A 26835-nucleotide genomic window follows, 5' to 3' on the forward strand; every position below is an offset into this window, starting at 1 on the left:
ACCGTCGAGGACTGCGTGTCGTTGCCGCACCGCACTTCTCGGCGGTGTGCCGGAATGATGCTGTCCGTCGGCGATACCGTCGCCGGACCCCGGCACCGGCCCGCCGGAGAAAATCAGTGGCGCCGCCCGGCGGAGTCGCGTCACCATGGGCGGGCAGTTGAGTCCACGGATGCGCGGTTGGCATCTACCACCAGGTTGTGATCGGCGATTGAATGTCGGCACACCATGTTCCGGCGTCAGGAGGTCGCCATGACCGCACTACTTTTCGCGATCGTCAGCGGCATCGTCCTGCTCGCCGTTGTCGCCCGCACGCTGATCGTCACCATCCGGGACGAGCGGGGACGGGTGCCGTATCGCCCCGCGTACGACACCCGACGTCCGACGATGTGACGAGGCGGGTGGGTGGCCGCGGCTATTCCGCCCGTTTGAGCACCGCGAGCACGGTCAGGAGCAGGATCTTGACGTCGAGCCAGAGTGACCAGTTCTCGATGTAGTAGTTGTCCCACTCGGCACGGTCGGCGATGGAGGTCTGACCACGCAGGCCGTGTACCTGTGCCCAGCCGGTGACCCCGGCTTTCACCCGGTGTCGCTCGCCGTATCGCCGGATCTGCACCTCGAACAGCGAGACGTACTCGGGACGCTCCGGGCGTGGACCCACGAGACTCATGTCCCCGCGGATCACGTTGAGCAACTGGGGTAATTCGTCCATCGACGTCGAGCGCATGATCTTGCCGATCCTGGTGCGGCGGTCGACGCCCTCGACGCCGCCGGGCGCGCTGCCCGCGGTCGGCCGGAACTTCTCCGCGGCGGGGTCCTCGGGCCGCATCGAGCGGAATTTCAGGCAGTTGAACACCCGCGCGTTGCGACCCACCCGCGGTTGCGCGAAGAAGACCGGGCCCGGCGAGCTCAACCGGACCAGCAGCATGAGCGTGAGGAACAGCGGTGAGATCGCGGCGAGGATCAGGGCTCCCACCACCCGGTCCCCGATGTGCTTGGTTCGGAACTGCCAACCGCGCGGGTTGGTGTGCGGGACCGACATCAGGGGCAGCCCGCCGATGTGGTCGACCCGGCTGCGGCGTCCGACGACGTCGAACATGCGCGGCACGATCCACACCTTCACCCCGTGCCGGTGGGCGATACGGACAGCGGCGGTGAGCCTTTCGACATTGGTGACCGCGAAGGCCACGACCAGGACTTCGGCCCTGGTCGCCCGGATCGCCTCGTCGAGTTCGTCCACCCCGCCGAGCTGCGCGATCTCGTTGGTCGGTCCCTCGTCCCGATCGGCGCGGGGTGGCGCGCCGGCGGCCAGGATGCCGACCGGCCGGAGACCGTGCTCCGGCGCGGCCACCATGCGGCCGACCACCTGTGCGGTGATCGGCCCGTCGCCGATGATCAGCGTGGGGGACAGCAGATGACCGTTCTTGCGCAGGCTCCGCTGGATGATGTCGCGGATGAGACGACCGAACGGAACCCAGAACAGCGCCGACACCCACACCTTGGTGACCGCGGCGCCGGGTCTGTCGTCCGAGTAGGAGAGGAGCAGCGAGCACAGCAGGATCATCGCGGTGATCGTGCATCCGGTCATGACCCGGCCGACCTCGTCGAGGAACCGGCGGTTGAGCCCCCGACGGTAGACCCCGCGCAAGGAGAAGACGATCACGAGGATCGGCACGAAGAGGACGAGCGTCCACAACGGCGGGTTGGCTCCACTGCCGCTGTTCACCCACCAGATCCCCATGGCCAGCGCGATCGTCGCGGACACCACGTCGATCGACACGGTCACGATCGTGCTCAGGGGATCGTCGCGGATCAGCTCGTGGAAGGTGCGCCGGCCGCTGGGCGGCGAGGACACCGGCGCGCGCATCGTCGTCTGCGGGATCTCGGCCTGCGATACACGGGTCGACAAGTCCACTCCATCCGAAAGAACAGCCCCCCGTCCCGACGATTGTAGGTGTACGCGGCGGTCCCGCATGCGCCTACCGGGCACGTGTTGGGTACCGAATGCTCACCGCCAGGTCACGAGGGCACGCGCTCGTGTCATCGCCCGAAGATGAGCTCCTGGACCAGGATCGAGAGATCGGACATGAGCTGGACCTCCGCGGTCGACCAGTGATGCGCCTCCGAATCCCACGCGCAGAACGTGCCGATGACATGTCCGTCGTCGTCGGCGAGCGGGATGCCGAGGTAGGCGGTCACCTCCCCGCTGACGGCGGTCGGGTGGTCGGCGAGGAGCGCGTGGTCGGCGATGTCGTCGATGATGAGGGGTGAACCGCTGACCACCGGGAGGACGCAGAGGGAGTCGACCAGCGACCGGGTGCTGGGACCGTCGGGACTCCCGGACCGGAAGGCGATCGCCGCGGTCACCTGCTCCTCGGGGGTGATGAGGTTGACGGCGACGTGCGGTACGCCCACGGCATCGATCGTGAGCCGGATCGTCTCGTCGAGGCTGTGGGTCGGCGGGTCGTCGAGCAGGCCGCTGTCCTTCAGCGCGCGCATCCGCTCCGGATCGGACAGGATCGTGCGGAGCGGGCGGGCCATGTCGGGGTTGCGCCCGCGCACCGCTTCGAGGACGGCGTGCACGCCGGCCTCGGGTGACGTGTCGAAGAGTGCGGCGAGCTGGGCGGGGTCCGAGGTCGGCTCGCCATCCGGAGTGGGGTCGTCGACGGGGTTCACGGTGTTCGCACCGTCCTCGGTGTTCGAACTCATCGTCACTCCTCTCGCTGCCCGGGTCGACCCGGCCGGCACACAGCTCACGCGCAGGTGTTCGGCGGACGCTGTCCTGACCGCACGACCCGGACCCAGTCGGTCGCCGCGGAGCCCATGTCGAGTATGCCGTGCGGCTGACCGCGGACCTCGATCGCGGTGATCGCATCGCCCAGCCGGCATCCCCGATCGATGGCTCCCGCGGTCCACGGGGCCGGGATGACGTCGTCGGCGTCGCTGTAGGCGACGAGCATCGGGGCCGAAGCCCGCCCCTGGGGCAGACTCACCTCGCGCAGCCACGTCCGGAGGCGGTCGGTGGCCGCGTCGTCGACCGGGCGATAGTCCTCCGGTCGCACCTCCTCGACGATGGCCTGCTTCTGGACCATCGCGGCGTCGTTGCACTCCAGGAGCACGCCGAACGCCTCACGCAGCGGTCCGTGCACGTAGTCGTCGATGACGAGTTCGGGATGGATCGCCTTCAATCCCGTCAGGACCAGCGGGAGAAACGCGATCTGCTCCGGGGTGAGGGTGCCGGCATCCATCGCGTCGGCCAGCGGCGCGACGTCGAGCGCGGGACTCATGCTCACCGTCCCGCGCAGTCGCAGACCGCGACCGTAGGTCGCCGCGATCTCGTTGGCGTGGAACACCGCGTGCCCGCCCTGCGACACCCCGAAGCCCCACCACTGATCGCTGGTGCCGTCGACGATCATCCGCGTCGCACGCACCGAGTCGATGATGTCGTTCGCGGCGGGCGCCGGGTCGAGGTAACGGTGGGGTCCTGGTGTGCCCAGCCCTCGATAGTCCGTCTGGACGACGACGAATCCCTGATCGAGCAGCGACGCGATGAGGCCGATCGTGCCCAGCAGATTGCCGTGCAGGGACGGGGCACAGTTGCCCGCGATGCCGGTGGTCGGGTGTCCGACCGCCAGGATCTGCCATCCGCCCGCCGGTGCCCGGCCGCGCGGCACGAACACGGCGGCCGAGACGGGGACCAGCCGGTCGGTGGCCGGGTCGGTGGACAGGTAGCGGAACCGGACGGTGCGGTCCACGATGCGCCGCAGCGAGATGTAGGCGTCGGTCGGGGTGGGTGATCCCACGAGGTCGCCGGCCGACGCCCCTGGCGGTGCCGAAAAGCTCTGCGACGCATCGTCAGACGCAGGGCCCGCGGAGGCCGAACAGGCGGCGGTCAGCAGTGCTGTGACGAGCAGGACGGCCACGAGCACGGTCGCAGACGGGCGCCCCACGCGCCGCGACGCCGTCCTCATGAGCGCGCGAGCAGCCGATCCAGCAGGGACACCGGATCTTCGCAGAGCTGGTCGAGAGCCGCCTCGATGATCGGGCGACCGACGAAATCGCTGCAGAACGTCGCGGTGAAACTGCGCGAACCGTCGATCTCGCTGACGAGCATGCTCGCCGCATCCGGGCCATCGGGCTCGACATAGGCGAACAGGTGATGCGAGGCCGCCGCCAGATCCCACGGCAGATCACCGAAGATCCCGATCCGCCCGAGGTCGCTGACCGACAGTCGTAACCGGTCGGGCACCTCGACCCGGCGCGGGACGGGCGGCTCCTCGGGTGACGATCGACGCAGGCGCGCCCGGAGTTCTCCCGCGGCCAGAATGGCTGCGGGCCAACCGGATTCGGCGACCGCACGGATGCGGTCCCCGATCTCCATCGGCGTCGCGTCGCGTGGGAAGCGCAGTGGTATGCCCACGGCGAAGTTCCCGTGGTCCTCGGCGTGGCGGGCGTCGAGATAGCGGCGGCAGTCGAACAGGATCTGCGTGCGCTCGTCGAGGGAAACGCCCTGCGCGGACAGGGCGGCGCGCCACAGCGCGACGGTCACCGCCGCCGAGGACATCCGGACACCGGTGTCGGCGATCGCACGCTTGAGTTCGGCGGCCTGCCCCGGGCGCATCGCGGCGGTGACGGCGCAGCGGGTGGCATGCCAGTCCTCGATGACGCGCGTGGGTCCGTCGGTCGGCGGCGAGACGTTCGCAGCGCGCAGGCGGACGATGTCGCGCAGGCGCCTCGGGTGCCGGAGCACGTGACGGCGCAGTGCCTGCCAGGCGGCGTCGGACGGCAGCGAGCGTTCGAACCGCTCGGTCATCGGGAACTCGTGCCGACTGGCGAGGCCGGCGATCTGCTCGATGCCGAGACGGCCGTCGCCCATGCCGTGGGTGTGGTCGATGACGAGCCACTGACCACACACCAGCACCTCGAGTCGGGGCAGCGGCCCGGGGCGGTTCCGCAGGCGCGTCATGAGGTCGCCGATCGGCAGATCGGCGAGGTCGGGCCGCTCGACGACCCGTGGCAGGGTCGCCACGTCGTGGGCCCAGCTCGCCGACGCCGGATCAGGGACGAGACTCAGTCTCGACGTCGGCGTCCACGCCCGGGTCAGGCGTGCCCGGATGACCTCGAGGTCCAGCGGCGCCATCGGGCCGGTCACCGAGATCGTGCGGGACGTGGCCAGTGCGCGGTCGAGGACGGAGGCACGCTGCGCCCCGGCCGTCGCGGCGTTCTCAGAGCGCGGCATCGACGACCTCGCGCATCTCGTCGCGGAACCGTTCGCGCCGGAAGCGCTCGGCCCACGCACGGATCTCGGATCGGTCGTAGTCGTCGACGGCGAAGTCGCGCAACGACGCGGCCAGCCGCTCGACGATCTCGTCGTCGGTCCCCGGTTCGATCAGCAGACCGGTCGACCCGGGTACGACGGTGTCGAGGGCGCCGCCTTCACCGAGCGCGATGACGGGCGTGCCGGTGGCCATCGCCTCGACGGGCACGATGCCGAAGTCCTCGATCCCGGGCATCAGGACCGCGCGGGCGCTGCGATGCAGGTTCAGCAGGGTGTCGTGGGGGACGCGGCCGAGGAACGTCGTCTTCGGCCCGGCGAGCTCGCGACACTGCGGCATGGCCCGTCCGTCTCCCGCGACCACGAGCCGGACGTCGGCGCGGGCGGCCGCCGCGATCGCGAGGTCGGGTCGCTTGTACGGGACGAGACGTCCGGCGAGGAGGTAGAAGTCCTCACGGGGCACCGCGGGATCCGGTGTGAAGCCGTCGAGGTCCACCGGCGGGTGCACGACGACCGACTCGCGTCCCCAGTGCTCGCGGATGCGCTCGGCGACGGCCGAGGAGTTCGCGACCACGGTGTGCAGACGGGGCGCGGCGCCGACTTCGCAGCGCCGGGCGACCACCGACAGCGCCGACAGGATCGCGGCGCCGGCTGCCCCGCCGCCCTCGCCCGCGCGCAGCGACGGATCCCATGCCCAGCGGGCCGGACTGTGTACGTAGGCGATGACCGGGGCGTCGGTCGCATGCACCGCCTGGGTGGCGAAGGCGTGATGGCTGGTGACGACCGCGTCGGCATCCCGCAGCGGCATCCGCCGGAACGCCAGCGGCATCAGCGGGAGCAACGGGGCATAGCTGCGTTCGCCGAGCAGTCGGTAGGCGCGATTGAGCGACGAGGTGATCGGCGGCTCGGCCAATCCGGCCGGTACCCCCTCGGTCCGTGAGATCGGCGCGTGTACCTCGACCGTCGGCCACGTCGCGGCGAGTTGTTCGACGACGTGCTCGGACCCGGCGATCTCCGTGAGTCGTTCGTGGACGACGGCGACGCGGTCACCGGGCATTGCTGCCCACATCTCCCGGCGCGGTGCGGAACCGGTCGGAATCGAGGGTCGTGCCTCGCGGATCGTCAGACGGCGGTTGCGGTGTCATGAGTGTGGTGGCCTCGGCTCTCGATGCGGCTGTGTCCCCGGCACTCTCGACCTCGGTGCGGTCGCCGGAGACCGGATCGGCGCTGGTGGTGGGCAGGACTCGCGCGGGAGGATGCTTTCCCGTGCGCTGCACGATCAGATGACGGGTCGACCCGATGGTCGCGAGCTGGGACAGCGCTCGGTCGGCCGCCTTGCGATCACGCCCCGAGGACGAGACGACCACAGCCGCGAGCGCGACGTCCCCGGGATCGACGCTCTGCCACCAGGGCTCGGTGAGAGGGAACCGGACGATGCGCAGACGGTGTCCGGTGGTCGCGTCGTCCGTTGGGTGACGGATGTCGTCGATCACGCGAGCGGCGTCGATGTGGTCGCCGGTGAGGATCAGCGCGACCTGGGCGCGGCGATGGCGTTGCGCGAACGCGGGCAGCAGAGTCGCCGGCAGCGCCGGCTCGCCCCGCTGTCCGTAGGTGAGCTCCGCGTCGTACCGGTGCGCCGCGCGGCGGGCCCAGATCGGGTTCGGTCTCCGGCCGACCCGCCCACGGAACAGTGCGAGCAGCTCCGCCGCGATGATCGTCGCGGCGATGCCGGCGACCGCGCCCTCCTGGGCCGGTTTGGGGCTGACGGGCACCTCGCTCGCCGACGGTGCCGCGAGGATGGTGAGCGTGTCCGACGACGAGTTCTGCAACCGGGTGAGCTGGGAGTCGAGATCGGCGAGGGTCGCATCGGATTCGACCTTCGACTCGCTGCGGTCGGGCAGCGCGCGGTTGCGGACGCGCTCGGCGGTCACCTGCGCACGCAGTTGATCGATCTGCCGGGTGATGTCGCGGGCATGGGTGGACAGCGACGCGGCGGAGATGGCGGTGACCATCGCGCGGGCGACGTCTTCGGCCTGGGTACTCGTCGGCGCCGTGGCGGTGAAGTCCATGAGTGTGGGAGCCGTTCCCGGAGTCGTGGTGACGTGCGAGCTCAACTCGCTTGTCGTCCATCCGGTGTCGACCTGGGTGAGCACCTGTTGCAGGACGTTCTCGTCGGTGGACAGCGCCACGAACGGGGCACGCAACTGTTCGACGAAGGCGTCGCCGGGAATGATCGTGCCGGCCGGCGTGATCTCGGTGACGACCGTGGCCGAGTACTCCTTCGGGACCAACGCGGTCCGCAGCGCGAACACCGAGGCGCCGACGAGGATGCCGATCAGGATCGCGGGGACGGCGACACGGACGAGATCACGGAAGTGCCCGAACAGGTCGACCGAGGGCGGCGCATCACGTCGCCCGGCGGCATCGAAGCTGGAGGTCACGCCTAACTCCTGTGGTGTCGGATGCCCCCCGACCATCCCCGGACATTACGGTGTCGATCAGCTGTCAGTTCACCATAACGAAGGAGGTGGGTAATCGTGGTCGGCGCCGTCTGGCGTGGCGTGTGCGAGAAACGATTTCGGAGGTCACCGCGACGCGAGCATCGAGTACGCCTGCTTCGGTGACCAGTCGCGGCGCACCAGGCCGAAGTTGTGCTCGAGATTGTTCGGGTCGGTGCCGGCGTCTCGCAGCGAGTACACGAACAGCGGTCCGAGCCAGGGCGCGTCGCGCTGGGCGCCGATGGCTATCGCGATGCTCTGTGCCTGGACCTCCTCGGTGACGGCGTTCGTGCCGGTTCCGGTCGGTGCACCGAACTCGGTCATCCAGATCTTCTTGTCGCCGTCGCCCGCGGCGACCATCACGTCGCGCATGTCCCACATCCGTGCCGCGGTGCTCCACGATGCCGCGGCGGGGTCGTTGGGCAGCGCCGGATAGGTGTAGGGATGCACGCCGAGTGCGTCCAGCGAGCGGTTGAATCCGCCCTGATACAGATTGCGCACGAAGGTCAGCGGTGCGATGTCGCGGCCGTTGTCGGTGCCGGGTGCGAGCCCTCCGGAGATCACCGCGGCGCCGGGGACCGCGCGTTTGACGGCCGCGTAGGACGCAGCGAGCAGGCGGCCGTACTCGGCCGAGTTCGCCCGCGGCAGCCAGTAGTTCGCCAGGTTGGGCTCGTTCCAGATCTCCCAGACCGCGATCGAGTCGGCGTACCGTTGCGCCGCGGCCGCGGCAAAGGATGCGAAGACGTTGGGGTCGGCGGGACGGTAGTGACTGTTGCGCGGGAAGTCGGACGCGCGTGCCGCCCACAGCGGTGTGTAGGTCACCAGCCCCAGCGGACACAACCCGTGGGCGACGACGGCGTTGACCACCCGGTCGATGGGCGCCCAGTTCCGTTGTCCGCGCCGGGGTTCGACGACCGACCAGTCCACGTCGAGTCGCACCGCCCACATACCGAGGTCCTGGGCGACCGACAGCTCCCGATTGAGGTCCTCTTCGGACGCACCGAGCAACGAGGCACCCGGCGACGCCGCGACCTTGTTCTCACCGTTGGCGAGTGAGCACGCCGCCGGCGCCGAGTGCGCGTCGCTGCGGACCCATACGATCGCGGCGAGGGTTGCGACGAGGATGCACACGTATGCGAGTGCCGACCGGGTGGCCCGACCGTGCAGGGACCGTGTCATGGATGGTGCCTATCTGACGAGACGCGCATCGCGCGCGGCAGGTGCCGGCGGTGGACTTCTCCTCAGCCGGACAACAACTCGTCGAGCATACGCGGTAGGGTCGCCGACTTGTCGTGTCCGTCCGCGATCCGACGACGCGCCTCCGCGGTCAGCGAACGGCGCAGGTCGGCGTCGTCGAGGACGCGGCTGATCGCCGCGGCCAACGCGGCGGGATCCGACGGCGGGACGAGGACTCCGGCGCCGTCCCGCAGGAACTCGGTGGTGCCGCCGTGATCGGTGCCCACGACCGGCTTCCCGTACGCCATCGCCTCGAGGACCGAGAGCGGTCCGGCCTCGGGCGTCACACTCGCCGAGAGCACGACATCCCACCGCTCCAGGGCGGCGCGGAGATCGGTGTGCCCGAGGAACCGGACGCGTCCGGTGAGGTCCGGTCTGGCGGCCCGGGCATGCAGTGCGGCAACGTGATCGGCGTCCCCGGGAAAGGAGCCCCCGGCGAACTCCAGTTCGACGTCCGGCAACCCGGCGACCGCGTCGAGCGCGACGGCGTGCCCCTTCCAGGGGGTGAGCAGAGCCAGCATCCCGACGACCGGTGGGTCGTGGAGTTCGGTGGGCAGTGCGGGGACCGGCCAGGTGACTCCGTTGTGGGCGACGACGACCGGCAGACCGAGGTCCGCGAGGGGGACCGACGTCGCCTCCGACACCGCCACGGCGCGCCGGATCACGGGTGCGCTGACGCGGATGACGGCGCGCTGCCGCCCCGACGTCAGGGTGTCGTGCACGAGCCAGGAGACGCGGTCCGTCGGTTGCGCAACGCGTGCGGCGGGGAGTGCGAACAAGGAGTTGACGATCGTCGAGGTGTCGGACCGACGTGTCACCCGGCGCAGGGTCCGACCGGCGCGTACCCAGTCGAGCACGAGGCGGCCGGCACCCGCGAGGCGCGCCACACCGCGCTCGCCGCTCAGGCCGAGCGGCGGGATGGACACGTGGTCGACCGGGGCCGGGAGTCGTCCCACCAGGGGGCCGTCGGGACTGACGACCCGCACCGGGTGGCCGCGCTCGAGCGCGACGTCGACCAGATCGAGCATCACCTTCTCCGCCCCGGAGACCTGGCCGGTGTGCGCGACGAAGACGATCGTGCACGGGTGCTCGGAATCGGTCATCGGACCACCTTCGTGTGTCGGCCGGGCGGCGTGGTCACCGCCCGGGTGAGCAGTACCGCGGGTCCGGCGACGATCAGTGCGGTACCGGCCGAGATGACCGGCCAGGGAATCGAATCCGCGAGCCAGACCCCGATGGCGCACGCCGCCACCGTCAACAGGGTCAACGTGGTGAGTGCGCCGAGTGGGAGCAGACCCGAGATGGGCAGCGTCCGACCGATGACGACCCACAGTGCGACCACCGCGAGGGCGAAGGTGATGACGGTGGAGAGGGCGGCCCCGTCATAGGAGTACCGCGGGATCAGGATCAGGTTGAGCACCACGTTGAGTGCCAGGCCGCCGACCGCGATCCACGGGTAGTGATTCGCCCGACCGGTCGCCGCGAGCAGGAAGATGCCGAGCACGATGAAGGCGGTGAGCGCCGCGCCCAGAACGAGCAGCCGCGCGGCGTCGGCCCCGACGACGAACCGGTCGCCGTACAGGAGTCCGATGATCGGGCCGGCGCTCGGCCAGAAGGCGGCCACGGCCACGGCACCGCCCGCGGCGAACACCACCGCCGCACCCCGGCACCGCTGGCGCAGCACCGCCGACTGGCCAGGCCAGGCGGCGACCAGCAGGGTGCTGACGGGTCCGATCGCGGCCAGGATGAAGGTGTCCATGATGTCGGAGAACTTGTACCCGATGCTGTAGATGCCGACCGCGTCGAGCGAATCGAGCAGGCTCAGCAGCAGGACGTCGACCTTCTGCAGCGCGATGGTCAGGGCGAGGCCCAGTGCGAGCGGAAGGGCGTCGGAGAGCATCGGTTTCCAGCGCGACCATTCGACGACCCGCGACGGTCGCAGACCAACCGACCGGCGCGTGATCCCGACGACCTTGATGATCAGCGACAGGATCTCGTTCGCGACGGGCGCGAGCACGAACACCAGCAGGGCCGGCGCGACGAGGACGGCGGCGATGGTCAGCGCCAGCTGCAGGACCTGACCCAGGCTCTCGGCGACCGCGGTGAGCACGAGGCGGTGCCGGCTCTGGAAGATGACCGTGAGTGCCTGTGCGGGCGTGGCGAACACGACGACGAGACCCGCGATCGCGGTCGCCCGGATCACGTCGCCGGGATACTGCAGCACGATCACGTAGGCGACGGCGATCAGGTAGCCGAGAAGGCCGAGCACCACCCGCAGGGCGATGAACGCCGAGGACGTCTTCGCGACGTCGTCGGGGTCGTCGGAGATGAGCCGGGCCATCACCGCCCGGCCGACCCCGAGGTCGGTGAAGATCGCGGTCAGACCGAGCAGCGCGAACACGAAGGAGTAGGTGCCCCAGTCCTCCGGGGACAGGGTGCGCGCGATGAGGACGCTCCCGGCCCAGCCGAGGGCGGCGATGACCACGCGACTGGTCAGCATCGCGATGGTGGCACGGGTGGCGGCCCGCGCATCCGATGCGGGGTGCGCGCCGGTGATCTTCGGCCCGCTCGCTGCGCTCCCGGCGCCGGTGGTCTTCGGCCCGCTCGCTGCGCTCCCGGCGCGGGTGGTCTTCGGCCCGCTCGCTGCGCTCCCGGCGCCGGTCGCGCGGACCAGCAGCTCGGCTTCGGCCTGCTGCTCCACCATCGCATCGGACGGCAGCGGGCCGGTGACGTCAGGGCTCATCGCGGCCCCGCACGGGGTATGTCGATGCCGCCGGCCCGGTAGGCCTCGACCGTCCGGCGGGCCGTGGTGTCCCAGCTGAGGTCTGACGCCACCGAGGTGCCGGCGGCGACGAGTTCGGTGCGCGCCGAGTCGTCGCGCACGAGGGGTTCGATGGCACGGACCCAGTTGTCCTCGTCGTGGCCCCGCACCAGTGTCGCGCCGTCACCCACGACCTGGGGAAGCGCGCCCACCGCGCTCGCGACGACGGCACCGCCACAGGCCATCGCCTCGACGGGCGGGAGGCCGTAACCCTCGTAGAACGAGGCGTAGGCGGTCACGGTCGCCGCGGCGTAAAGCGCCGGCAGGTCCCCGACATCGACGTAACCGAGCCCGACCGCCGACGACGGGGCGTCCGGGCCCGTCGAACCCGCGCCGCCGAGCACGCACGGAATGTCGAGGCGCCGGGCGACCGCCGCGACGAGTTCGACGTTCTTACGGGGTTCGACGGTGCCGATCTGCATCACGAAGCGTTCCGGCAGATCGTATTTCGCCCGAACCCGTTCGACATCGGCCGGCGCGGGTGGGCGGGCCCAGTCGGCGGGCGCGAGTTCGGTGACGTGGGCATCCCGTCCGCAGGTCTCGCGGATCCGGTCGGCGGTGAACTGGGAGACGGCGATCAGCACGTCGGCCCGACGGAGGGTCGTGCGGACGAGTACGGATTCGCCCGCGGCGCGAAACCGGCTCGACGCCGACGGCATGTCGAGAACCGAAAGGTCGTGCACGGTCGCGACCGTGGTGGCGGGACCGGCGACCGGCAGGTCGACGTCGAGACCGTGGAACACGCCGCCCGACCGGGTGGGGAGTATGCCGAACACCGCCCGTCGGACACCGTCGGCGACGGGACGCTCCACCGGGGTGATCGCCGGGGGCAGTTCGCCCACTGCGTCGGTCTGCACGACCGCGGACAGGGCGGTGCCATCCAGGTGGCCGGGCAGTGCCCTCAGGAGTTCGCGGATGTAGGTCTGGACGCCGCTTCCTCCGGGACGAAGTGCAAGCGCACCGTACGTGATTCGTGTTGTGCCGTCGCGCATCCAGCAGCTCCCAACAGTAACCAGAAGTAGAAGTCGAGCGGGAAGATCTCGAAGTAGGTGGCGACCAGGCAGGCCACCATCGCCGCGACCATCGACGCACTGACACCCAGGACGAGGGCTCCATCCGGGTCGGGCATCCGGCGCGAGTACTGCACGCACCAGATGATCGCGGTCACGATCAGGGCCAGGAACAACCACAATCCGACCGGCCCGAGTTCGATCAGCAGTTTCACGTAGTAGTTGTCCGGCTGATAGTTCTTCGACAACTGCTGCACGGTACCGCCGGCGCCGGCGGTGATCGTTCGCGTCGTGTCGCCCTGGGCTGCCGACATCGCGTCGGCCGCCGATCCGCTCGACGCCAGGCCGGTCCCGAGCGGGTGCACCCAGATGCTCGCGAAGATCTCACCCCACCCGGAGCCGCGCTGACTGAGGCTGCTCGACGAGAAGAACACCTTGGTGATGTTCGACGGCAGGAACGGCAGCGAGATGACGGCGACGACCCCGAGTGCGAGCAGCGGGGCGATGAGGCGGCGGAAGCGAAGGGCCGCAAGCCACATCACACCGACGATGAGGCCGAGGATCGCCGCCCGCACCACCGACGTGGCCATCGTGATCGCCATGACCGGCCAGCAGACGAGGAACAACCGGTTGCGCCGGCGGCCGGTGTCCGACAGCGCGACCGCTCCGCCGACGAGCAGGGCCAGCATGACGAAGAGTCCGAAACCGAAGGGCTGATTGAACGTGCTGAACGTCCGGAACAGCGGACCGCTCGTCCGCACCTGCTCGCCGAAGGTATAGCCGAGTTCGACCAGCCGCGCCGGGCCCAGGAGCTGCTGGCCGATGCCCACGAGGGTGGTGAGCACCCCGAGCGCCATGATGATCGAGACCAGTCGGTCGCGGTCGAGCGCGTCGAACGGCGTCAGCCAGAGCGCGAGGACCACGAAGAGGTAGAAGAAGGTGACCTTGACGCCGTACAGCCCGATGGGGCCGTAGACGTAGAGCGCCGACACGACCCCGAACGCGACCAGCACGGCCGCGGCCGGCCACCACGGCAGCTGCAACGGCGGGTCCGTCCGGTCGGCGGGCCGGACCCGGCGATCGGCCGCGCAGATCAGCGTGAGCGCGAGGACGCCCTCTTTCCACGCCGAGGCGACGCCGGGCACCGGGGCGAGGTCGAGGAGACCGTCGAGGGGGGTGAGCGCGGCCAAGACCAGGAGACCGCGTTGCGGACGCCGGTAGATGACGGCGACGAAGGTGACCGCGAGAACGAGGGCGACGAGTGCAGCGACCACGACGGGGAGGTGCGCCACGCCGACCTGCCTTTCCACGTGCCCCCGTGGTCTAGTCGAGCCCCCAGACCAACCATGGTGGCATCTCGGAGCTCCGTTTGTCCGGGGCAACACGGACACACGTCGCCCCGGACACGCAGGCAGGCCTCCGGCCGCAGGTCAGTGACCCGAGATGCGACGTGCCCGTCGCGGTCGGGCTCGGTCGGGCCCGTATTCGGTTGTGAGAAGGCGTGGTTGTGGCCGCGGGGGATCCAGGAGTTGCGGCATCCCCTTCACCGGCTGGTGCATCGGGAGCAGGGTGTAGCCGTCTTCCCATGGGAGGTGGCCGTGGTCGTCGGGCCAGACCACCTGCAGTTTCGGGTGATCAGGGAACAGCAGGTTGGCCAGGAGCAGCTCGTCGTGGTCGAGTTGCTCGATGAGTCGGACGGTCACGGCGACCGTCTGCAACGGGATGTCGGACTGCGCGGCGGCGAGATCACGCCAGTCCTCCTGGTGGAGCAGGGCGCCCAGTTCGTTCAACACGTGCGTCGCGGTCAGGGGATCGACGCCGTAGATCGAGAGCTCCGGGATCGAGTGCAGCGAGAGTCCGGAGGTGTAGGAGAACCCGCACTCGGTTCGAGCACCCGCGAGCGGTGCGTCGAACTCGGCGTCCGCCTCGCCGACCGAGGTCACCTGCCAGCCGCAGCGCCGGATGGTCTCGAGGGTGGAACGGATGAGCGGATTGGGATGCCACCGGGGCAGACCTCGGATCGCGGCAGCGTGGTCTGACATGGATCGCTCCTTTGTTCGACGGGTGCGAACATCAGAACACGAGGCCCCGACAATCCCGGCCGTGGGCGACTCGGATCACCGCGTCGCGACCGTCAACAGGATCGCCGAGTCCTCGTGCGCGGTCAGGCCGTGGCGTGTCGACGGAATCGTCACCAGATCGCCTTCGGCACCCTCCCAGCGACCACTCGGATCGTCGTTCGCGGAGGTCAGGACCACGCGTCCGCGCAGTACCTGCAACGTGGCCTCGGTCGGGCTCTCGTGATCGGACAGCGCGGCGTCCGCGACCAGTGCGATCACCGTCTGCCGCAGGTGGCGAGAAGAGTTGCCGTGCAACGTATGAGAGGCCCGTCGGCTCGATGCCTCGCGTGCCGAGGAGAGGAGTTGGTCGATGAGTTCGGGCAGATGAGTCGAATCCACGTGGTCCACCATGTCACTGGTTGCGACGCCGACACCGTGTAATGGGGGATCGAGGGCCGGTTCGTTGTCTCGTTCTCGTTCGACACGTCGATCGTGCCGCCGAGACGGAGAACGCATCGTCAGGAACGACTCAGATCATTCTGGTCAGCCGAGCCGCATCCGGAGCAGACGATCGTCGCCGTCGGCCGGCCGGCCGCGTCCGTCGGTGTTGCTCGTGCCGAACCACAGTGAGCCGTCGGGCGCGGCGGCCACGACGCGCAGCCGGCCGAACTCGTCGGCGTACCTGCTCACCGGCTCGCCGGCGGCCGACTCCGTGAGCGGTATCTCCCACAGCCGACGGCCGCGGAGCGCGGCCATGTAGGCGCGGTCGCCGATGATCGCCAGCCCGGCCGGGGACGCCTCCTGGGTGGTCCAGGTGGCGGCCGGCGCGACGAACCGCGGATCGTCGGAATCGCCTTCGACCTCCGGCCACCCGTAGTTGCCGCCCGGTCGGATCAGATTGAGCTCGTCACGACGGTTCTGTCCGAACTCACTGGCCCACAGCCGGCCTGCGCCGTCGAAGGCCAGGCCCTCGACGTTGCGGTGCCCGTACGAGTGGACCTCGTTGCCGAACGGGTTGCCCGGCCACGGACGGCCATCCCGGTCGATCCGCAGGATCTTGCCGTTCAGTGCGCGGACGTCCTGGGCGACCTCGGGCACGGCGGCATCGCCGACCGCGACGAACAGGCTTCCGTCCGAACCGAAGGCGAGGGCGCCGCCGTGATGGTTGTAGGCCGCGTCGAGGCCGGTGATCAGCGGTCGGGGACGGGTGAGCCGGTCGCCGTCGAAGTCCAGGCGCACCAGCCGGTTGTCGGTGGCGGTCGTGTAGTAGACGAACACCGAACTCTCGTCGCCCGGCGCCACCGCGATGCCCTGCAACCCGCCTTCGCCACGCGGCGCGGCGTCACCGAACTCGCCGACGGTCCGGACCTCGCTCCCAGGGGACACTCGGACGACCGTGGCGTCGTCGCGCTGGGTGACGAGGGCATCGCCGTCACCGAGGAAGGCCAGCGCCCACGGCACGTTCAGCCCGGATGCGACGGTCTCGACCGACGCGGCGTCCGCGGACGTGCCCGTCGGACCCGAGCCGGATCGATCCCGCGGCGGCGGATCGTCGGTGGCGCACCCGGTCACCAGCGACGTACCGCTGATGCCGAGCAGCCCGGCCCCGAGCAGGCCCGTTTTGAGGAGTTTGCGTCGATCCATACCCTCGATGGTGCCTGATGATCGCCACTGCCGACCGGCGCCGATTTGGGTCTACGCTGCGGATTCCCTACACTAGACCGGTTGCCTGTGCACCTCAGGTGTCCGGGACACAACTGAATAGTCTCCGGTGCCGGCGAAAAGCCAAGGGCATCGGCGGCGAGAACCTTCAGAAAACAACTATCCACTTCGTGGAAGGCCCACCGCAGGTCAAAGGGATTCTCCCGGCCACCGGCGCTGTATGGGAACCGCTACGAGAAAGGTTGACGGTCACCCATGACCATGACTGACCCGATCGCAGACTTCTTGACGCGTCTGCGTAACGCCAACTCGGCGTACCACGACGAGGTGACACTGCCCTCGTCGAAGATCAAGGTGAACATCGCCGAGATCCTCAAGCGCGAGGGCTACATCACCGACTACCGCACCGAAGACGCGGAGGTCGGGAAGAACCTCGTGGTCTCCCTGAAGTACGGCCCGAGTCGCGAGCGTTCCATCGCCGGTCTGCGCCGCGTCTCCAAGCCCGGCCTCCGGGTCTATGCAAAGTCCACCAACCTGCCCAAGGTTCTGGGCGGCCTCGGCGTGGCCATCATCTCCACGTCGTCGGGCCTGCTCACCGATCGCCAGGCAGCCAACCAGGGCGTGGGCGGCGAAGTCCTCGCCTACGTCTGGTAGGGGAGGTAACAACACATGTCGCGTATCGGAAAGAACCCCATCGAGATCCCCGCGGGCGTGGACGTCACCATCGACGGCCAGAACGTCACCGTGAAGGGCCCCAAGGGTGAGCTCTCGCTCACCGTCTCCGAGCCCATCTCGGTCGCCAAGGAGGACAACTCCATCGTCGTGACCCGCCCCAACGACGAGCGTCGCAGCCGCGCGCTGCACGGCCTGAGCCGTTCGCTCGTGAACAACCTCGTCGTGGGCGTCACGCAGGGCTACACCAAGAAGATGGAGATCTTCGGTGTCGGTTACCGCGTGCAGGCCAAGGGCAGCGACCTCGAGTTCGCGCTCGGTTACAGCCATCCCGTGCCGATCGAGGCCCCGGCGGGCATCACGTTCGCCGTGGAGTCCCCGACGAAGTTCTCGGTCTCGGGTATCGACAAGCAGCAAGTCGGCGAGATCTCGGCGGTCATCCGCCGCCTGCGTCGTCCGGACCCCTACAAGGGCAAGGGCATTCGCTACGAGGGTGAGCAGATCCGTCGCAAGGTCGGAAAGACGGGTAAGTAAGCCATGAGTGATTCAGCTACCAAGACAGTGCGCAAGCCGATCGGCAAGGACGTCTCGACGCGTCGTCGCAAGGCGACCGGCAACCGTCACTTCCGCCTCCGCAAGAAGGTCAGCGGAACCCCGGCCCGTCCGCGTCTTGCGGTCAAGCGCAGCTCGCGCCACATCCATGTGCAGTTGATCGACGACCTGGCCGGCAAGACGCTGGCCGCGGCATCGACGATCGAGGCCGATGTGCGTGCGGCCGGCGGCGACAAGTCCGCGCAGGCCCGCAAGGTCGGCGAGCTCATCGCCGCCCGCGCCAAGGCTGCCGGCGTCGACGCCGTCGTGTTCGACCGTGGTGGCAAGGACTACCACGGCCGGATCGCCGCGCTCGCCGACGCCGCCCGCGAGGGAGGCCTGAGCTTCTGATGACCATCTCGAACAGCTACACCCACATGACCGGAGGGAACCTCTGATGCCCGGACGTCAGCGTGACGGCGGAAACGGACCCGCCGGTAACGACAACAACCAGAACAACCAGGGCGGCGGCAACGACCGTCGCGGCGGTGGCCGCGGCGACCGTCGCGATCGTGGCGGCCGCGACCAGGACCGCAACCAGCTCGAGCGCGTGGTGACCATCAACCGCGTCTCGAAGGTGGTCAAGGGTGGACGTCGTTTCTCGTTCACCGCTCTCGTGGTCGTCGGCGACGGCCAGGGCATGGTCGGCGTCGGCTACGGCAAGGCCAAGGAAGTCCCGGCCGCGATCCAGAAGGGTGTCGAGGAAGCTCGCAAGAACTTCTTCCGCGTGCCCCTGATCGCCGGCACCGTGACCCACCCGGTCCAGGGTGAGGCCGCCGCCGGTGTCGTCATGCTCCGCCCGGCCAGCCCCGGTACCGGTGTGATCGCCGGTGGCGCGGTGCGTGCCGTGCTCGAGTGCGCGGGCGTCCACGACGTCCTCGCCAAGAGCCTCGGCTCGGACAACGCCATCAACGTCGTGCATGCCACCGTCGCAGCGCTGAAGATGCTGCAGCGTCCCGAAGAGGTCGCGGCCCGCCGCGGTCTGCCGATCGAGGACGTGGCTCCGGCCGGTATGTTGCGCGCTCGTGCCGGACAGGGGGTCTGATCATCATGGCTCAGTTGAAGATCACCCAGGTCAAAGGCACCATCGGTACCAAGAGCAACCAGCGTGACAGCCTGCGGACCCTCGGACTCAAGGGCATCCGCCAGACCGTCACCCGCGAGGACACGCCGATCAACCGCGGCCTCATCAACGCGGTTCGTCACCTCGTGACAGTCGAAGAGGTTCAAGCATGACCATCAAACTCCATCACCTTCGCCCCGCTCCGGGGTCGAAGACCGACAAGACCCGCGTGGGTCGCGGTGAGGGGTCCAAGGGTAAGACCGCCGGTCGCGGCACCAAGGGCACCAAGGCACGCAAGAACGTGCCCGCCGGCTTCGAGGGTGGCCAGATGCCGATCCACATGCGGCTGCCGAAGCTCAAGGGCTTCACCAACCGCAACCGGATCGAGTACCAGGTCGTCAACGTCGGCGACATCGCCCGCCTGTTCCCGCAGGGCGGCACCATCGGCGTCGACGAGCTCGTCGCGGCCGGCGCCGTTCGCAAGAACAAGCTGGTGAAGGTTCTCGGCGACGGTGACCTGTCGGTCAAGGTCGACATCACCGCCGACAAGTTCACCGCCTCCGCCAAGGAGAAGATCGCCGCTGCCGGTGGCAGCGTCACCGAACTCTGACGGACACACACCGCGGTCGGGGGGCCGGATCGCGGGCGCCCCCCCCGGGGGGTTTGGGGGGTGGGTTTTGTTGTAAGAGGTTTTGCAGGCCGGCACGCCCCCCCCCCCTGGTCCCCCCCGCGGGGGCGGGGCCCCCCCACCCCCACCCCGCCCCCCCCCCCCGGGGGGGGGGCCGCCCCCCCCCCCCCCCCCCGACCGGGGCGTTTCGGTGTGACTGTTAGAGTCTCAGAGGTTGTCCTGCCGGACACGCCCAAGACTGCCGCATCCCGAAAGATCATCGTCGATTGCCGAGCACACGGGGGTCGGGTCGCACCGACCCGGAACGTAGACCTCGCGTGGTCGTTACTAGGAGGAGTTAGTGCTTTCCCCCCTCTTCGCGGCCATTCGGACGCCGGATCTGAGGAAGAAGATCCTCTTCGTTCTCGGCATCATCATCCTGTATCGGCTGGGAGCGACCGTCCCGTCGCCGGGTGTCGACTACCAGGCCGTGCAGGCGTGTCTCGACGAGGTCTCGTCCGGTGAGTCGAGCTCGGTCTACTCCCTGATCAACCTGTTCTCCGGCGGCGCGCTGCTGCAGCTGTCGGTGTTCGCGATCGGCATCATGCCGTACATCACCGCGGCCATCATCGTGCAGCTGCTGACCGTGGTCATCCCGCGCTTCGAGCAACTCCGCAAGGAGGGCCAGGCCGGCCAGGCCAAGATGACGCAGTACACCCGCTACCTGGCCGTGGCACTCGCACTCCTGCAGTCGACGGGCATCGTGGCCCTCGCCGATCGTGGCCAGCTCCTTCCGCAGTCCTGTGCGCAGAGCGGTGAGGTCCTCAACGACCAGAGCATCTTCGGTCTGTCGATCATCGTGCTCGTCATGACCGCCGGCGCCTGTGTCGTCATGTGGTTCGGTGAGCTCATCACCGAGCGCGGCATCGGCAACGGCATGTCGCTGCTGATCTTCGCCGGTATCGCCGCGCGTATCCCCGCCGAAGGCCGCACCATCCTCAACAGCCGTGGCGGACTCGTCTTCGCCCTCGTCTGTGTCGCCGCGCTGATCATCGTCGCCGGCGTCGTGTTCATCGAGCAGGGCCAGCGCCGCATCCCGGTGCAGTATGCGAAGCGCATGGTGGGCCGCAAGATGTACGGCGGGTCGTCGACCTACCTGCCGCTGAAGGTCAACCAGGCCGGCGTCATCCCGGTGATCTTCGCCTCGTCGCTGCTGTATCTGCCGCAGCTGATCGTCGAACTCACGCGCAATCCCGATGGGACGCAGTCGACCTGGCAGGAGTACGTCACCAGGTACCTGACCGATCCGAGCAACGGCGTCTACATCGCGGTCTACTTCCTGATGATCATCTTCTTCACGTACTTCTACGTGGCGGTGACGTTCAATCCGGAGGAGCGCGCCGACGAGATGAAGAAGTACGGTGGATTCATCCCAGGCATCCGTCCGGGAGCGCCCACGGCCGAATACCTCGGGTATGTGCTCAGTCGCATCACTCTGCCGGGCTCGATCTACCTCGGTATCATCGCGGTACTCCCGAACCTGTTCCTCGAGATCGGTAACAGCGGCAACGTCCAGAACCTACCGTTCGGTGGTACGGCCGTACTGATCATGGTCGGCGTGGGTCTGGACACGATGAAGCAGATCAACAGTCAGTTGATGCAACGCAAGTACGAAGGATTCCTGAAGTGAGACTTGTCATTCTCGGCCCGCCCGGAGCAGGTAAAGGCACCCAGGCGGAGCTTTTGAGCGAAGCACTCGGGATCCCCCACATCTCGACCGGTGACCTCTTCCGCGCCAACATCTCGCAGGGCACCGCCGTGGGTGTGGAGGCCAAGAAGTACCTCGACGCCGGCAACCTCGTCCCGTCCGAGATCACGGTGGACATGGTCCGCGCCCGCGTCGGCGAGCCGGATGCGTCGAAGGGTTTCATCCTCGACGGTTTCCCGCGCTCGACCGAGCAGGCCGACGCGCTGAACGACATCTTGGCGAATCTCGACGCCTCGCTCGACGCCGTGCTCTCGTTCGTCGTCGACACCGACGTCGTCGTGGAGCGCATGCTGGCGCGTGGCCGCGCCGACGACACCGAAGAGGTCATCCGCAACCGGATGGACGTCTACACCCGGGAGACCGCGCCGCTTCTCGCGTACTACGGCGACCAGGTCAAGACGATCGACGCGGTCGGTGACATCCAGGGCGTCCACCAGCGCGTCCTGAGCGCGCTCGGCGCCGGCGTCTCCTGACCCCGCTGGGTTCTGACCGCACAGTCTCTGACAACCGAGGAATCGCTGTAGGGCATGGGTTTTCGTAAGCGCAAGCGCGTCGTCCCCTTCCGCAGTGCGGGCGAGCTCGATGCCATGGCCGCTGCGGGTGCGGTCGTCGGGGCTGCGCTCGTCGCGGTGCGCGATGCGGCGAAGCCGGGGGTCAGCACCCTCGATCTCGACGAGGTCGCCGAATCCGTGATCCGGGGGGCCGGGGCGGTGCCCTCGTTCAAGGGCTACCACGGCTTTCCCGGATCCATCTGCAGCTCGGTGAACGATGTCGTCGTCCACGGCATCCCGTCCGCGGACGTCGTTCTCGCCGACGGCGATCTGGTGTCGATCGATTGCGGCGCCATCCTCGACGGCTGGCACGGTGACTCGGCCTGGACCTTCGGGGTCGGGGAACTGTCCACCGCCGACGAGGAACTCTCCGAGGCGACGCGGTTGTCGATGGAGGCGGGGATCGCGGCCATGGTCGATGGCGCTCGCCTCACCGACATCTCCCACGCCATCGAACTCGGTACGCGCGCTGCGGAGAAGACGTTCGGCCGGCCCTTCGGCATCGTCGACGGTTACGGCGGACACGGCATCGGCCGCGAGATGCACATGGAACCGTTCCTGGCGAACGAGGGTGAACCCGGCAAGGGGCCGACGCTCGTGATCGGCTCCACCCTGGCCATCGAGCCGATGCTGACGCTGGGCACCACGGACACCACCGTCCTCGACGACGACTGGACAGTCGTCACCGACGACGGTTCGCGTTCCGCCCATTGGGAACACACCGTCGCGGTGACCGCCGACGGACCCCGCATCCTCACCCCGCACCCGGTCTGACTCCACGCCAGTGCGGGATTCGTACCGGGAACCGATACGAATCGCGCACTGTGCGAATGGTGGGTTCCAGCGTCCGGCGCGTGACCGATCAACCAGATGACCGTGTGCGGCCGGTCGTGTCGTCGTACCGTTGACCATGCATTCCGACGTCTCCTGGCTCACCGTCGTGCGGCGGCTTCCGTTCACCGTTGCCCTCGCGGCCGCACTGCTGATCGTCGGCGCGACGACCGGATCGCTGTGGGGTAGGGCGAACGACAAGTCGTGGTATCACGAGGTGGCCTTCGGGCTTCCGGCCCTTCGGGAGGGCAAGTTGTGGACGCCGGTCAGCTCCGCGTTCGTCGAACCCGGACCCTGGCTGTACCTGCTGGCGCTGGTCGCGGTCGTCGTCGGAATGGGTTGGGCCGAGTGGCAATTGGGTACTGTGAAGGCTGTTCTGGTCGGTGTGGGCGGCCACCTGATCGCGTCCCTGCTGACGGTGTTGCTGCTGTGGTTGCTGTCCTCCGAGGTGACGTCGTGGCGGTGGGCGGAGCAACTCGCGGAGTCGCGCGCCACCGGGGTGGGGGCGTTGGTGGTGTCGGCGGTCGCGGTGGCCTCGGCGACCGTGCGGTCGCCCTGGCGGCTACGTGTGCGGGTCCTGTTGGGCGCCATTGTCTCGGTCGCGTTCCTGTTCGAGGGGACCCTCGCCTCGGTCGAGTATGTCCTCGCGGCGATTCTCATGCTGATCGTGGGCGAGAAGTTCTTCGCCGCCAACGAACACGGCTGGGTGCCGCGTACCCGGCGTGAGGTCCGCATGCTGGGTTGCGCTGCCCTGCTGGTCATCGCGGGCGCGAACCTCCTGGTGTTCCTGTTCCCGGGCAGCGGGCCGCTCGGGCCGACCGACGCCGGGGACGTCTCGGTGTTCACGATGCTCATCGGCCTCGTCGTCAACGTGCTCATCGCCGATCAACTCCGGCGGGGCAAGCGGTGGGCGTGGTGGGTGGCCGTCGTCCTCGGTGCGCTCAACGTCATCGCGACCCTGCTGGCGGTGATTGTGGTGGTCTTCACCGACGTGTCGTCGGAGGGTGCCGTGACGCTCGGAACCACGTTGCTCTGGGTGCTGGTCCTGGCCATCCTGATCCCCGGCCGGTTCGCGTTCGCGGTGCCGTGGCGCGTGCGTCAGGTCGGTGCGTCCGGTCCGGACGACGATCCGGTCGGCCGCGTCAAGGAACTGCTGCGGGTGCACGGCGGCGGCACGATGTCGTGGATGACGACCTGGCCGGGCAACAGCTATCAGTTCACCGGCGCTGCGGGTGATCTCGACGACCAGTCCGTCGTGACCTACCGAAAGCACGTCGGGACCATGGTGGCCCTGGCCGACCCGGTGTGCGCTCCCAACCGGTTGGCCGACGCCGTCGACGCGTTCGTCGACCTCGCGGAGAGCGCGGGCGCGACTCCGTGCTGGTTCTCGATCGGCTCGGCGACTTCGGAGATCGTCACCGGACGCGGATGGCTCAGTGTGCAGATCGCCGAGGACACGATCGTCGATCTGCCGGGTCTGGAGTTCAAGGGCAAGCCCTGGCAGCACGTGCGATCGGCGATGAACAAGGCCACCAAGCAGGACATCTCGATGCGGATGGTCTCGCTGGCCGACGAGTCGTTCGCCGTCAAGACCCAGGTGCGCGCGATCTCGGAGGAGTGGGTGGGGGACAAGGGCCTTCCCGAGATGGGGTTCACCCTGGGCAGTGTCGAGGAGGCGATGGACCCCGCGGTCCGGGTGGCGCTCGCGGTGGATCCGGCGGGAAACGTGCACGGCGTGCTCTCGTGGCTACCGGTGTACGCGCCGGGCGGCGACGTCGCGGGCTGGACGCTCGACATCATGCGACGCCGTACGGACGGGTTCGGGCCGGTCGTCGAGTATCTCATCGCGTCGTCGGCAGTCACCTTCAAAGACGAGGGAGCGCAGTTCATCTCGCTGTCCGGCGCCCCGCTGGCGCGAACGGGCGACTTCGACGCCGAGCCGCTCGACAAACTGCTCGACACCCTGGGTGCCGCACTCGAGCCCTATTACGGATTCCGCTCACTGCACACCTTCAAGAAGAAGTTCAATCCCCGCTACGAGCCCGTCTATCTTGCGTTCCGCGATGAATCCGACCTGCCGCGTATCGGTGTGGCTGTGTCCAGGGCGTACCTGCCGGATGCCACGACCGGTCAGCTGGTCCGGCTGGCGGCGGCACGAGGGGAGTGACCCGCCCGCCCCGGCTGTGAAGGCATCGTTCACGGGAATCGCCGCCTGAGTTCACCACCCGGTCGTCTCCTGGGGCGAGACTTCGCCAGTGTCATCGGTCGAGGAACATGTGCTGCCCGCAACGGGGCGGCGTCCCTGGCGAAGCTATGGGCTGTTCCTCCTTCTCGTCGTGCCGAACCTCGTCCTCCTCGGCGTGTTCACCTATCGACCCCTCGTCGAGAACATCCGGATGTCGTTCTACGACTGGAACATCGCCGAGGCGGGAGCGACGTTCGTCGGTATCGACAACTACCTCGAATGGTTCACTCGTGCCGATACCCGGGTGATCGTCGCCAACACCGTCATCTTCACAGTTGCCGCTGTCGTCGGCAGCATGGTCATCGGCCTGGCGCTCGCACTGTTGCTCGACCGCGCACTGCGCGGCCGAAACCTGGTGCGGTCGGCGGCGTTTGCTCCGTTCGTGCTGTCCGGGGCGGCGGTCGGCATCGCCTTCCAGTTCGTCTTCGACCCCAGTTTCGGCCTCGTCAACGACGTGATGGTGCGCCTCGGACTGGGCTCTGCACCCGACTTCTACCAGCAGCCGTCGTGGGCACTGTTCATGATCACGGTGACCTACATCTGGAAGAACCTCGGTTACGCGTTCGTCATCTATCTTGCTGCGCTGCAGGGTAAGCGGACCGACTTGGACGAAGCGGCCGCGATCGACGGAGCCGGGTGGTGGACCTACTTCCGCAAGGTGCTGTTGCCGCAACTGCGGCCGACGACGTTCTTCCTGTCGATCACCGTGCTGCTCAACTCGTTACAGGTGTTCGACATCATCAACGTGATGACCCGGGGCGGCCCGTTGGGCAACGGCACCACCACGATGGTCTACCAGGTCTACGAAGAGAGTTTCGTGAACTTCCGTGCCGGCTACGGCGCCACGGTCGCGACCGTCATGTTCGTCGTCCTGCTGGCCATCACGGTGATCCAGGTGCGCATGATGGACAGGGGAGCGCGATGAGGCCCGTCACCACGAGTCCGGCGTCCCGACGGGTTGCCACGCCGGGCCACACAGACGAGTCCGGACATCCGCCGGCGGGCCCCGGGAAGCAGCGACGGCGCCCCGACGGTGAGGCGATGACGCCGGCCACCCGCCGACGACTGGCCGATGCGTGCGGGTACGCGGCGATGGCGGTGGTGCTGGTGATCATCGCCTTGCCCCTGGTGTGGATTCTGTTGGCGTCGTTCAAGGATCGCACCGAGATCTACGTGCAACCGGCCGTGTGGTGGCCGTCGACATGGCGTCCCGAGAACTACGTCGAGGCCACGACGTCGGTACCGTTCTGGAGCTACCTGCGCAACTCGCTCATCGTGACCTCGATCCTCGGCGTGGCCAAGTTCGTGCTGGGCGTGCTGAGTGCGTACGGACTGGTGTTCCTGCGGTTCCCGGGCAAGAACCTTGTCTTCATCGTCATCATCGCCGCGCTCATGGTGCCCAACCAGATCACCGTCATCACCAACTACGCCCTGGTGGCCCAACTGGGACTGCGGAACACCTTCATCGGCATCATCCTGCCGCTCGCCGGTGTCGCTTTCGGGACCTTCCTGATGCGCAACCACTTCCTGTCCATCCCGCCCGAGATCATCGAGGCGGCGCGGATGGACGGGGCCGGTCACTTCCGCCTGCTCACCAGAGTGGTGCTGCCGCTGTCGATCCCGACGATGGTCGCTTTCGCGACGATCACCCTCGTCAACGAGTGGAACGAGTACCTGTGGCCGTTCCTGATGGCCGACGATGCCTCGGTCGCCACACTGCCCGTGGGATTGACCCTCCTGCAGAACAGCGACGGTCTCACCAACTGGGGCCCGGTGATGGCGGCGACCGTGCTCGCGATGCTGCCGATGCTCGTCCTCTTCCTGGCCTTGCAACGGCACATGATCAAGGGCCTCACCTCCGGGGCGGTCAAGGGCTGACCGGCCGGCACCCCACAAGCCAGAACACCTGGCGCGAGAACACCCCCGTACGAGAACGACTGACACACAG

Annotated in this window: 27 protein-coding genes; 13 read left to right on the forward strand and 14 right to left on the reverse strand. The window is 68.5% G+C overall.

Going from position 1 to position 26835, the window contains the following annotated elements; all coding sequences use genetic code 11:
- The first annotated feature begins 249 nt into the window (after positions 1 to 249).
- Positions 250 to 390, forward strand: a complete 141-nt coding sequence (locus ACFVHY_RS18175) for a hypothetical protein (protein ID WP_390274371.1) — start codon at positions 250 to 252, stop codon at positions 388 to 390.
- Between the two features lie 22 nt (positions 391 to 412).
- Here ACFVHY_RS18175 and ACFVHY_RS18180 read toward each other — a convergent pair whose 3' ends face one another.
- The 14 genes from ACFVHY_RS18180 to ACFVHY_RS18245 all read right to left on the reverse strand — a co-directional run bounded on the left by ACFVHY_RS18180 (position 413) and on the right by ACFVHY_RS18245 (position 16541).
- A complete protein-coding gene (locus tag ACFVHY_RS18180) occupies positions 413 to 1906 on the reverse strand; it encodes a sugar transferase (RefSeq protein WP_390274373.1) in 1494 nt (497 codons plus the stop codon).
- 131 nt (positions 1907 to 2037) lie between these two features.
- Complete coding sequence (locus tag ACFVHY_RS18185; RefSeq protein WP_390274375.1) at positions 2038 to 2706, reverse strand: GAF domain-containing protein; 669 nt, start codon at positions 2704 to 2706, stop codon at positions 2038 to 2040.
- Between the two features lie 44 nt (positions 2707 to 2750).
- Positions 2751 to 3947: a lipase family protein gene (locus tag ACFVHY_RS18190; RefSeq protein ID WP_390274377.1), complete on the reverse strand. Its 1197-nt coding sequence runs from the start codon at positions 3945 to 3947 to the stop codon at positions 2751 to 2753.
- A 17-nt stretch (positions 3948 to 3964) separates the two neighbouring features.
- Positions 3965 to 5236: a hypothetical protein gene (locus ACFVHY_RS18195; RefSeq protein WP_390274379.1), complete on the reverse strand. Its 1272-nt coding sequence runs from the start codon at positions 5234 to 5236 to the stop codon at positions 3965 to 3967.
- The gene (locus tag ACFVHY_RS18200) at positions 5223 to 6329 is read right to left on the reverse strand and encodes a glycosyltransferase (RefSeq protein WP_068972023.1); all 1107 of its coding nucleotides are present in this window, start codon (positions 6327 to 6329) and stop codon (positions 5223 to 5225) included. Before ACFVHY_RS18200 ends, ACFVHY_RS18195 begins: the two co-directional genes overlap by 14 nt.
- Positions 6319 to 7713, reverse strand: coding sequence for a hypothetical protein (locus ACFVHY_RS18205; RefSeq protein ID WP_390274381.1), 1395 nt, complete (start codon positions 7711 to 7713; stop codon positions 6319 to 6321). Before ACFVHY_RS18205 ends, ACFVHY_RS18200 begins: the two co-directional genes overlap by 11 nt.
- A gap of 144 nt (positions 7714 to 7857) precedes the next feature.
- Positions 7858 to 8949 carry a beta-xylosidase gene (locus ACFVHY_RS18210; protein WP_390274383.1) on the reverse strand — a complete coding sequence of 364 codons (1092 nt, stop codon included), beginning with the start codon at positions 8947 to 8949 and terminating at the stop codon, positions 7858 to 7860.
- A gap of 62 nt (positions 8950 to 9011) precedes the next feature.
- Positions 9012 to 10109: a glycosyltransferase family 4 protein gene (locus tag ACFVHY_RS18215; protein ID WP_390274385.1), complete on the reverse strand. Its 1098-nt coding sequence runs from the start codon at positions 10107 to 10109 to the stop codon at positions 9012 to 9014.
- Positions 10106 to 11749 (reverse strand): flippase, encoded by a 1644-nt coding sequence (locus tag ACFVHY_RS18220; protein WP_390274387.1) that lies wholly within the window; start codon positions 11747 to 11749, stop codon positions 10106 to 10108. The genes ACFVHY_RS18215 and ACFVHY_RS18220 overlap by 4 nt, the downstream gene beginning before the upstream one ends.
- A complete protein-coding gene (locus ACFVHY_RS18225; protein WP_390274461.1) occupies positions 11746 to 12696 on the reverse strand; it encodes a glycosyltransferase family 4 protein in 951 nt (316 codons plus the stop codon). Before ACFVHY_RS18225 ends, ACFVHY_RS18220 begins: the two co-directional genes overlap by 4 nt.
- 32 nt (positions 12697 to 12728) lie before the next feature.
- Positions 12729 to 14129, reverse strand: coding sequence for an O-antigen ligase family protein (locus ACFVHY_RS18230; protein ID WP_390274390.1), 1401 nt, complete (start codon positions 14127 to 14129; stop codon positions 12729 to 12731).
- A gap of 138 nt (positions 14130 to 14267) precedes the next feature.
- Positions 14268 to 14879 (reverse strand): DUF4262 domain-containing protein, encoded by a 612-nt coding sequence (locus ACFVHY_RS18235; RefSeq protein ID WP_390274393.1) that lies wholly within the window; start codon positions 14877 to 14879, stop codon positions 14268 to 14270.
- 75 nt (positions 14880 to 14954) lie between these two features.
- Positions 14955 to 15296 carry a LuxR family transcriptional regulator gene (locus tag ACFVHY_RS18240; RefSeq protein ID WP_390274396.1) on the reverse strand — a complete coding sequence of 114 codons (342 nt, stop codon included), beginning with the start codon at positions 15294 to 15296 and terminating at the stop codon, positions 14955 to 14957.
- A gap of 144 nt (positions 15297 to 15440) precedes the next feature.
- Positions 15441 to 16541 carry a PQQ-dependent sugar dehydrogenase gene (locus tag ACFVHY_RS18245; RefSeq protein ID WP_390274399.1) on the reverse strand — a complete coding sequence of 367 codons (1101 nt, stop codon included), beginning with the start codon at positions 16539 to 16541 and terminating at the stop codon, positions 15441 to 15443.
- Between the two features lie 273 nt (positions 16542 to 16814).
- Between ACFVHY_RS18245 and rpsH the strand changes: the two genes are divergently transcribed.
- The 12 genes from rpsH to ACFVHY_RS18305 all read left to right on the forward strand — a co-directional run bounded on the left by rpsH (position 16815) and on the right by ACFVHY_RS18305 (position 26765).
- Entirely contained in the window at positions 16815 to 17213 is a 399-nt protein-coding gene (gene rpsH, locus ACFVHY_RS18250) for a 30S ribosomal protein S8 (protein ID WP_004023571.1), read from the forward strand.
- A gap of 15 nt (positions 17214 to 17228) precedes the next feature.
- A complete protein-coding gene (gene rplF, locus ACFVHY_RS18255) occupies positions 17229 to 17765 on the forward strand; it encodes a 50S ribosomal protein L6 (RefSeq protein WP_058251979.1) in 537 nt (178 codons plus the stop codon).
- Positions 17766 to 17768: 3 nt separating this feature from the next.
- Positions 17769 to 18173 (forward strand): 50S ribosomal protein L18, encoded by a 405-nt coding sequence (gene rplR / locus ACFVHY_RS18260; protein WP_058251978.1) that lies wholly within the window; start codon positions 17769 to 17771, stop codon positions 18171 to 18173.
- A gap of 46 nt (positions 18174 to 18219) precedes the next feature.
- Positions 18220 to 18867: a 30S ribosomal protein S5 gene (gene rpsE / locus ACFVHY_RS18265; protein ID WP_058251977.1), complete on the forward strand. Its 648-nt coding sequence runs from the start codon at positions 18220 to 18222 to the stop codon at positions 18865 to 18867.
- A gap of 5 nt (positions 18868 to 18872) precedes the next feature.
- The gene (rpmD, locus tag ACFVHY_RS18270; RefSeq protein ID WP_058251976.1) at positions 18873 to 19058 is read left to right on the forward strand and encodes a 50S ribosomal protein L30; all 186 of its coding nucleotides are present in this window, start codon (positions 18873 to 18875) and stop codon (positions 19056 to 19058) included.
- Complete coding sequence (gene rplO / locus ACFVHY_RS18275) at positions 19055 to 19495, forward strand: 50S ribosomal protein L15 (RefSeq protein ID WP_004023566.1); 441 nt, start codon at positions 19055 to 19057, stop codon at positions 19493 to 19495. The genes rpmD and rplO overlap by 4 nt, the downstream gene beginning before the upstream one ends.
- 358 nt (positions 19496 to 19853) lie before the next feature.
- Entirely contained in the window at positions 19854 to 21182 is a 1329-nt protein-coding gene (secY, locus tag ACFVHY_RS18280; protein ID WP_058251974.1) for a preprotein translocase subunit SecY, read from the forward strand.
- Positions 21179 to 21733 carry an adenylate kinase gene (locus ACFVHY_RS18285; RefSeq protein ID WP_004023564.1) on the forward strand — a complete coding sequence of 185 codons (555 nt, stop codon included), beginning with the start codon at positions 21179 to 21181 and terminating at the stop codon, positions 21731 to 21733. The genes secY and ACFVHY_RS18285 overlap by 4 nt, the downstream gene beginning before the upstream one ends.
- Before the next feature lie 54 nt (positions 21734 to 21787).
- Positions 21788 to 22585 carry a type I methionyl aminopeptidase gene (map, locus tag ACFVHY_RS18290; protein ID WP_390274404.1) on the forward strand — a complete coding sequence of 266 codons (798 nt, stop codon included), beginning with the start codon at positions 21788 to 21790 and terminating at the stop codon, positions 22583 to 22585.
- Between the two features lie 136 nt (positions 22586 to 22721).
- Positions 22722 to 24809, forward strand: a complete 2088-nt coding sequence (locus ACFVHY_RS18295; RefSeq protein WP_390274407.1) for a bifunctional lysylphosphatidylglycerol flippase/synthetase MprF — start codon at positions 22722 to 22724, stop codon at positions 24807 to 24809.
- An 88-nt stretch (positions 24810 to 24897) separates the two neighbouring features.
- On the forward strand, positions 24898 to 25812 hold the full coding sequence (locus ACFVHY_RS18300) for a carbohydrate ABC transporter permease (protein WP_390274410.1): 915 nt from the start codon (positions 24898 to 24900) through the stop codon (positions 25810 to 25812).
- A 116-nt stretch (positions 25813 to 25928) separates the two neighbouring features.
- Positions 25929 to 26765 (forward strand): carbohydrate ABC transporter permease, encoded by an 837-nt coding sequence (locus ACFVHY_RS18305; protein WP_390274464.1) that lies wholly within the window; start codon positions 25929 to 25931, stop codon positions 26763 to 26765.
- The last annotated feature ends 70 nt before the right edge of the window (positions 26766 to 26835 follow it).

The organism is Gordonia sp. NPDC127522 (genome assembly GCF_042672305.1).
Classification (GTDB): domain Bacteria; phylum Actinomycetota; class Actinomycetes; order Mycobacteriales; family Mycobacteriaceae; genus Gordonia; species Gordonia hongkongensis.

Coding starts and splice junctions, on each gene's coding strand:
- ACFVHY_RS18175 (WP_390274371.1), top strand. CDS start 250: ATGACCGCACTACTTTTCGCGATCGTCAGCGGCATCGTCCTGCTCGCC.
- ACFVHY_RS18185 (WP_390274375.1), bottom strand. CDS start 2,706: ATGAGTTCGAACACCGAGGACGGTGCGAACACCGTGAACCCCGTCGAC.
- ACFVHY_RS18195 (WP_390274379.1), bottom strand. CDS start 5,236: ATGCCGCGCTCTGAGAACGCCGCGACGGCCGGGGCGCAGCGTGCCTCC.
- ACFVHY_RS18200 (WP_068972023.1), bottom strand. CDS start 6,329: ATGCCCGGTGACCGCGTCGCCGTCGTCCACGAACGACTCACGGAGATC.
- ACFVHY_RS18210 (WP_390274383.1), bottom strand. CDS start 8,949: ATGACACGGTCCCTGCACGGTCGGGCCACCCGGTCGGCACTCGCATAC.
- ACFVHY_RS18215 (WP_390274385.1), bottom strand. CDS start 10,109: ATGACCGATTCCGAGCACCCGTGCACGATCGTCTTCGTCGCGCACACC.
- ACFVHY_RS18220 (WP_390274387.1), bottom strand. CDS start 11,749: ATGAGCCCTGACGTCACCGGCCCGCTGCCGTCCGATGCGATGGTGGAG.
- ACFVHY_RS18235 (WP_390274393.1), bottom strand. CDS start 14,879: ATGTCAGACCACGCTGCCGCGATCCGAGGTCTGCCCCGGTGGCATCCC.
- ACFVHY_RS18245 (WP_390274399.1), bottom strand. CDS start 16,541: ATGGATCGACGCAAACTCCTCAAAACGGGCCTGCTCGGGGCCGGGCTG.
- rpsH (WP_004023571.1), top strand. CDS start 16,815: ATGACCATGACTGACCCGATCGCAGACTTCTTGACGCGTCTGCGTAAC.
- rplF (WP_058251979.1), top strand. CDS start 17,229: ATGTCGCGTATCGGAAAGAACCCCATCGAGATCCCCGCGGGCGTGGAC.
- rplR (WP_058251978.1), top strand. CDS start 17,769: ATGAGTGATTCAGCTACCAAGACAGTGCGCAAGCCGATCGGCAAGGAC.
- rpsE (WP_058251977.1), top strand. CDS start 18,220: ATGCCCGGACGTCAGCGTGACGGCGGAAACGGACCCGCCGGTAACGAC.
- rpmD (WP_058251976.1), top strand. CDS start 18,873: ATGGCTCAGTTGAAGATCACCCAGGTCAAAGGCACCATCGGTACCAAG.
- rplO (WP_004023566.1), top strand. CDS start 19,055: ATGACCATCAAACTCCATCACCTTCGCCCCGCTCCGGGGTCGAAGACC.
- map (WP_390274404.1), top strand. CDS start 21,788: ATGGGTTTTCGTAAGCGCAAGCGCGTCGTCCCCTTCCGCAGTGCGGGC.
- ACFVHY_RS18295 (WP_390274407.1), top strand. CDS start 22,722: ATGCATTCCGACGTCTCCTGGCTCACCGTCGTGCGGCGGCTTCCGTTC.
- ACFVHY_RS18305 (WP_390274464.1), top strand. CDS start 25,929: ATGACGCCGGCCACCCGCCGACGACTGGCCGATGCGTGCGGGTACGCG.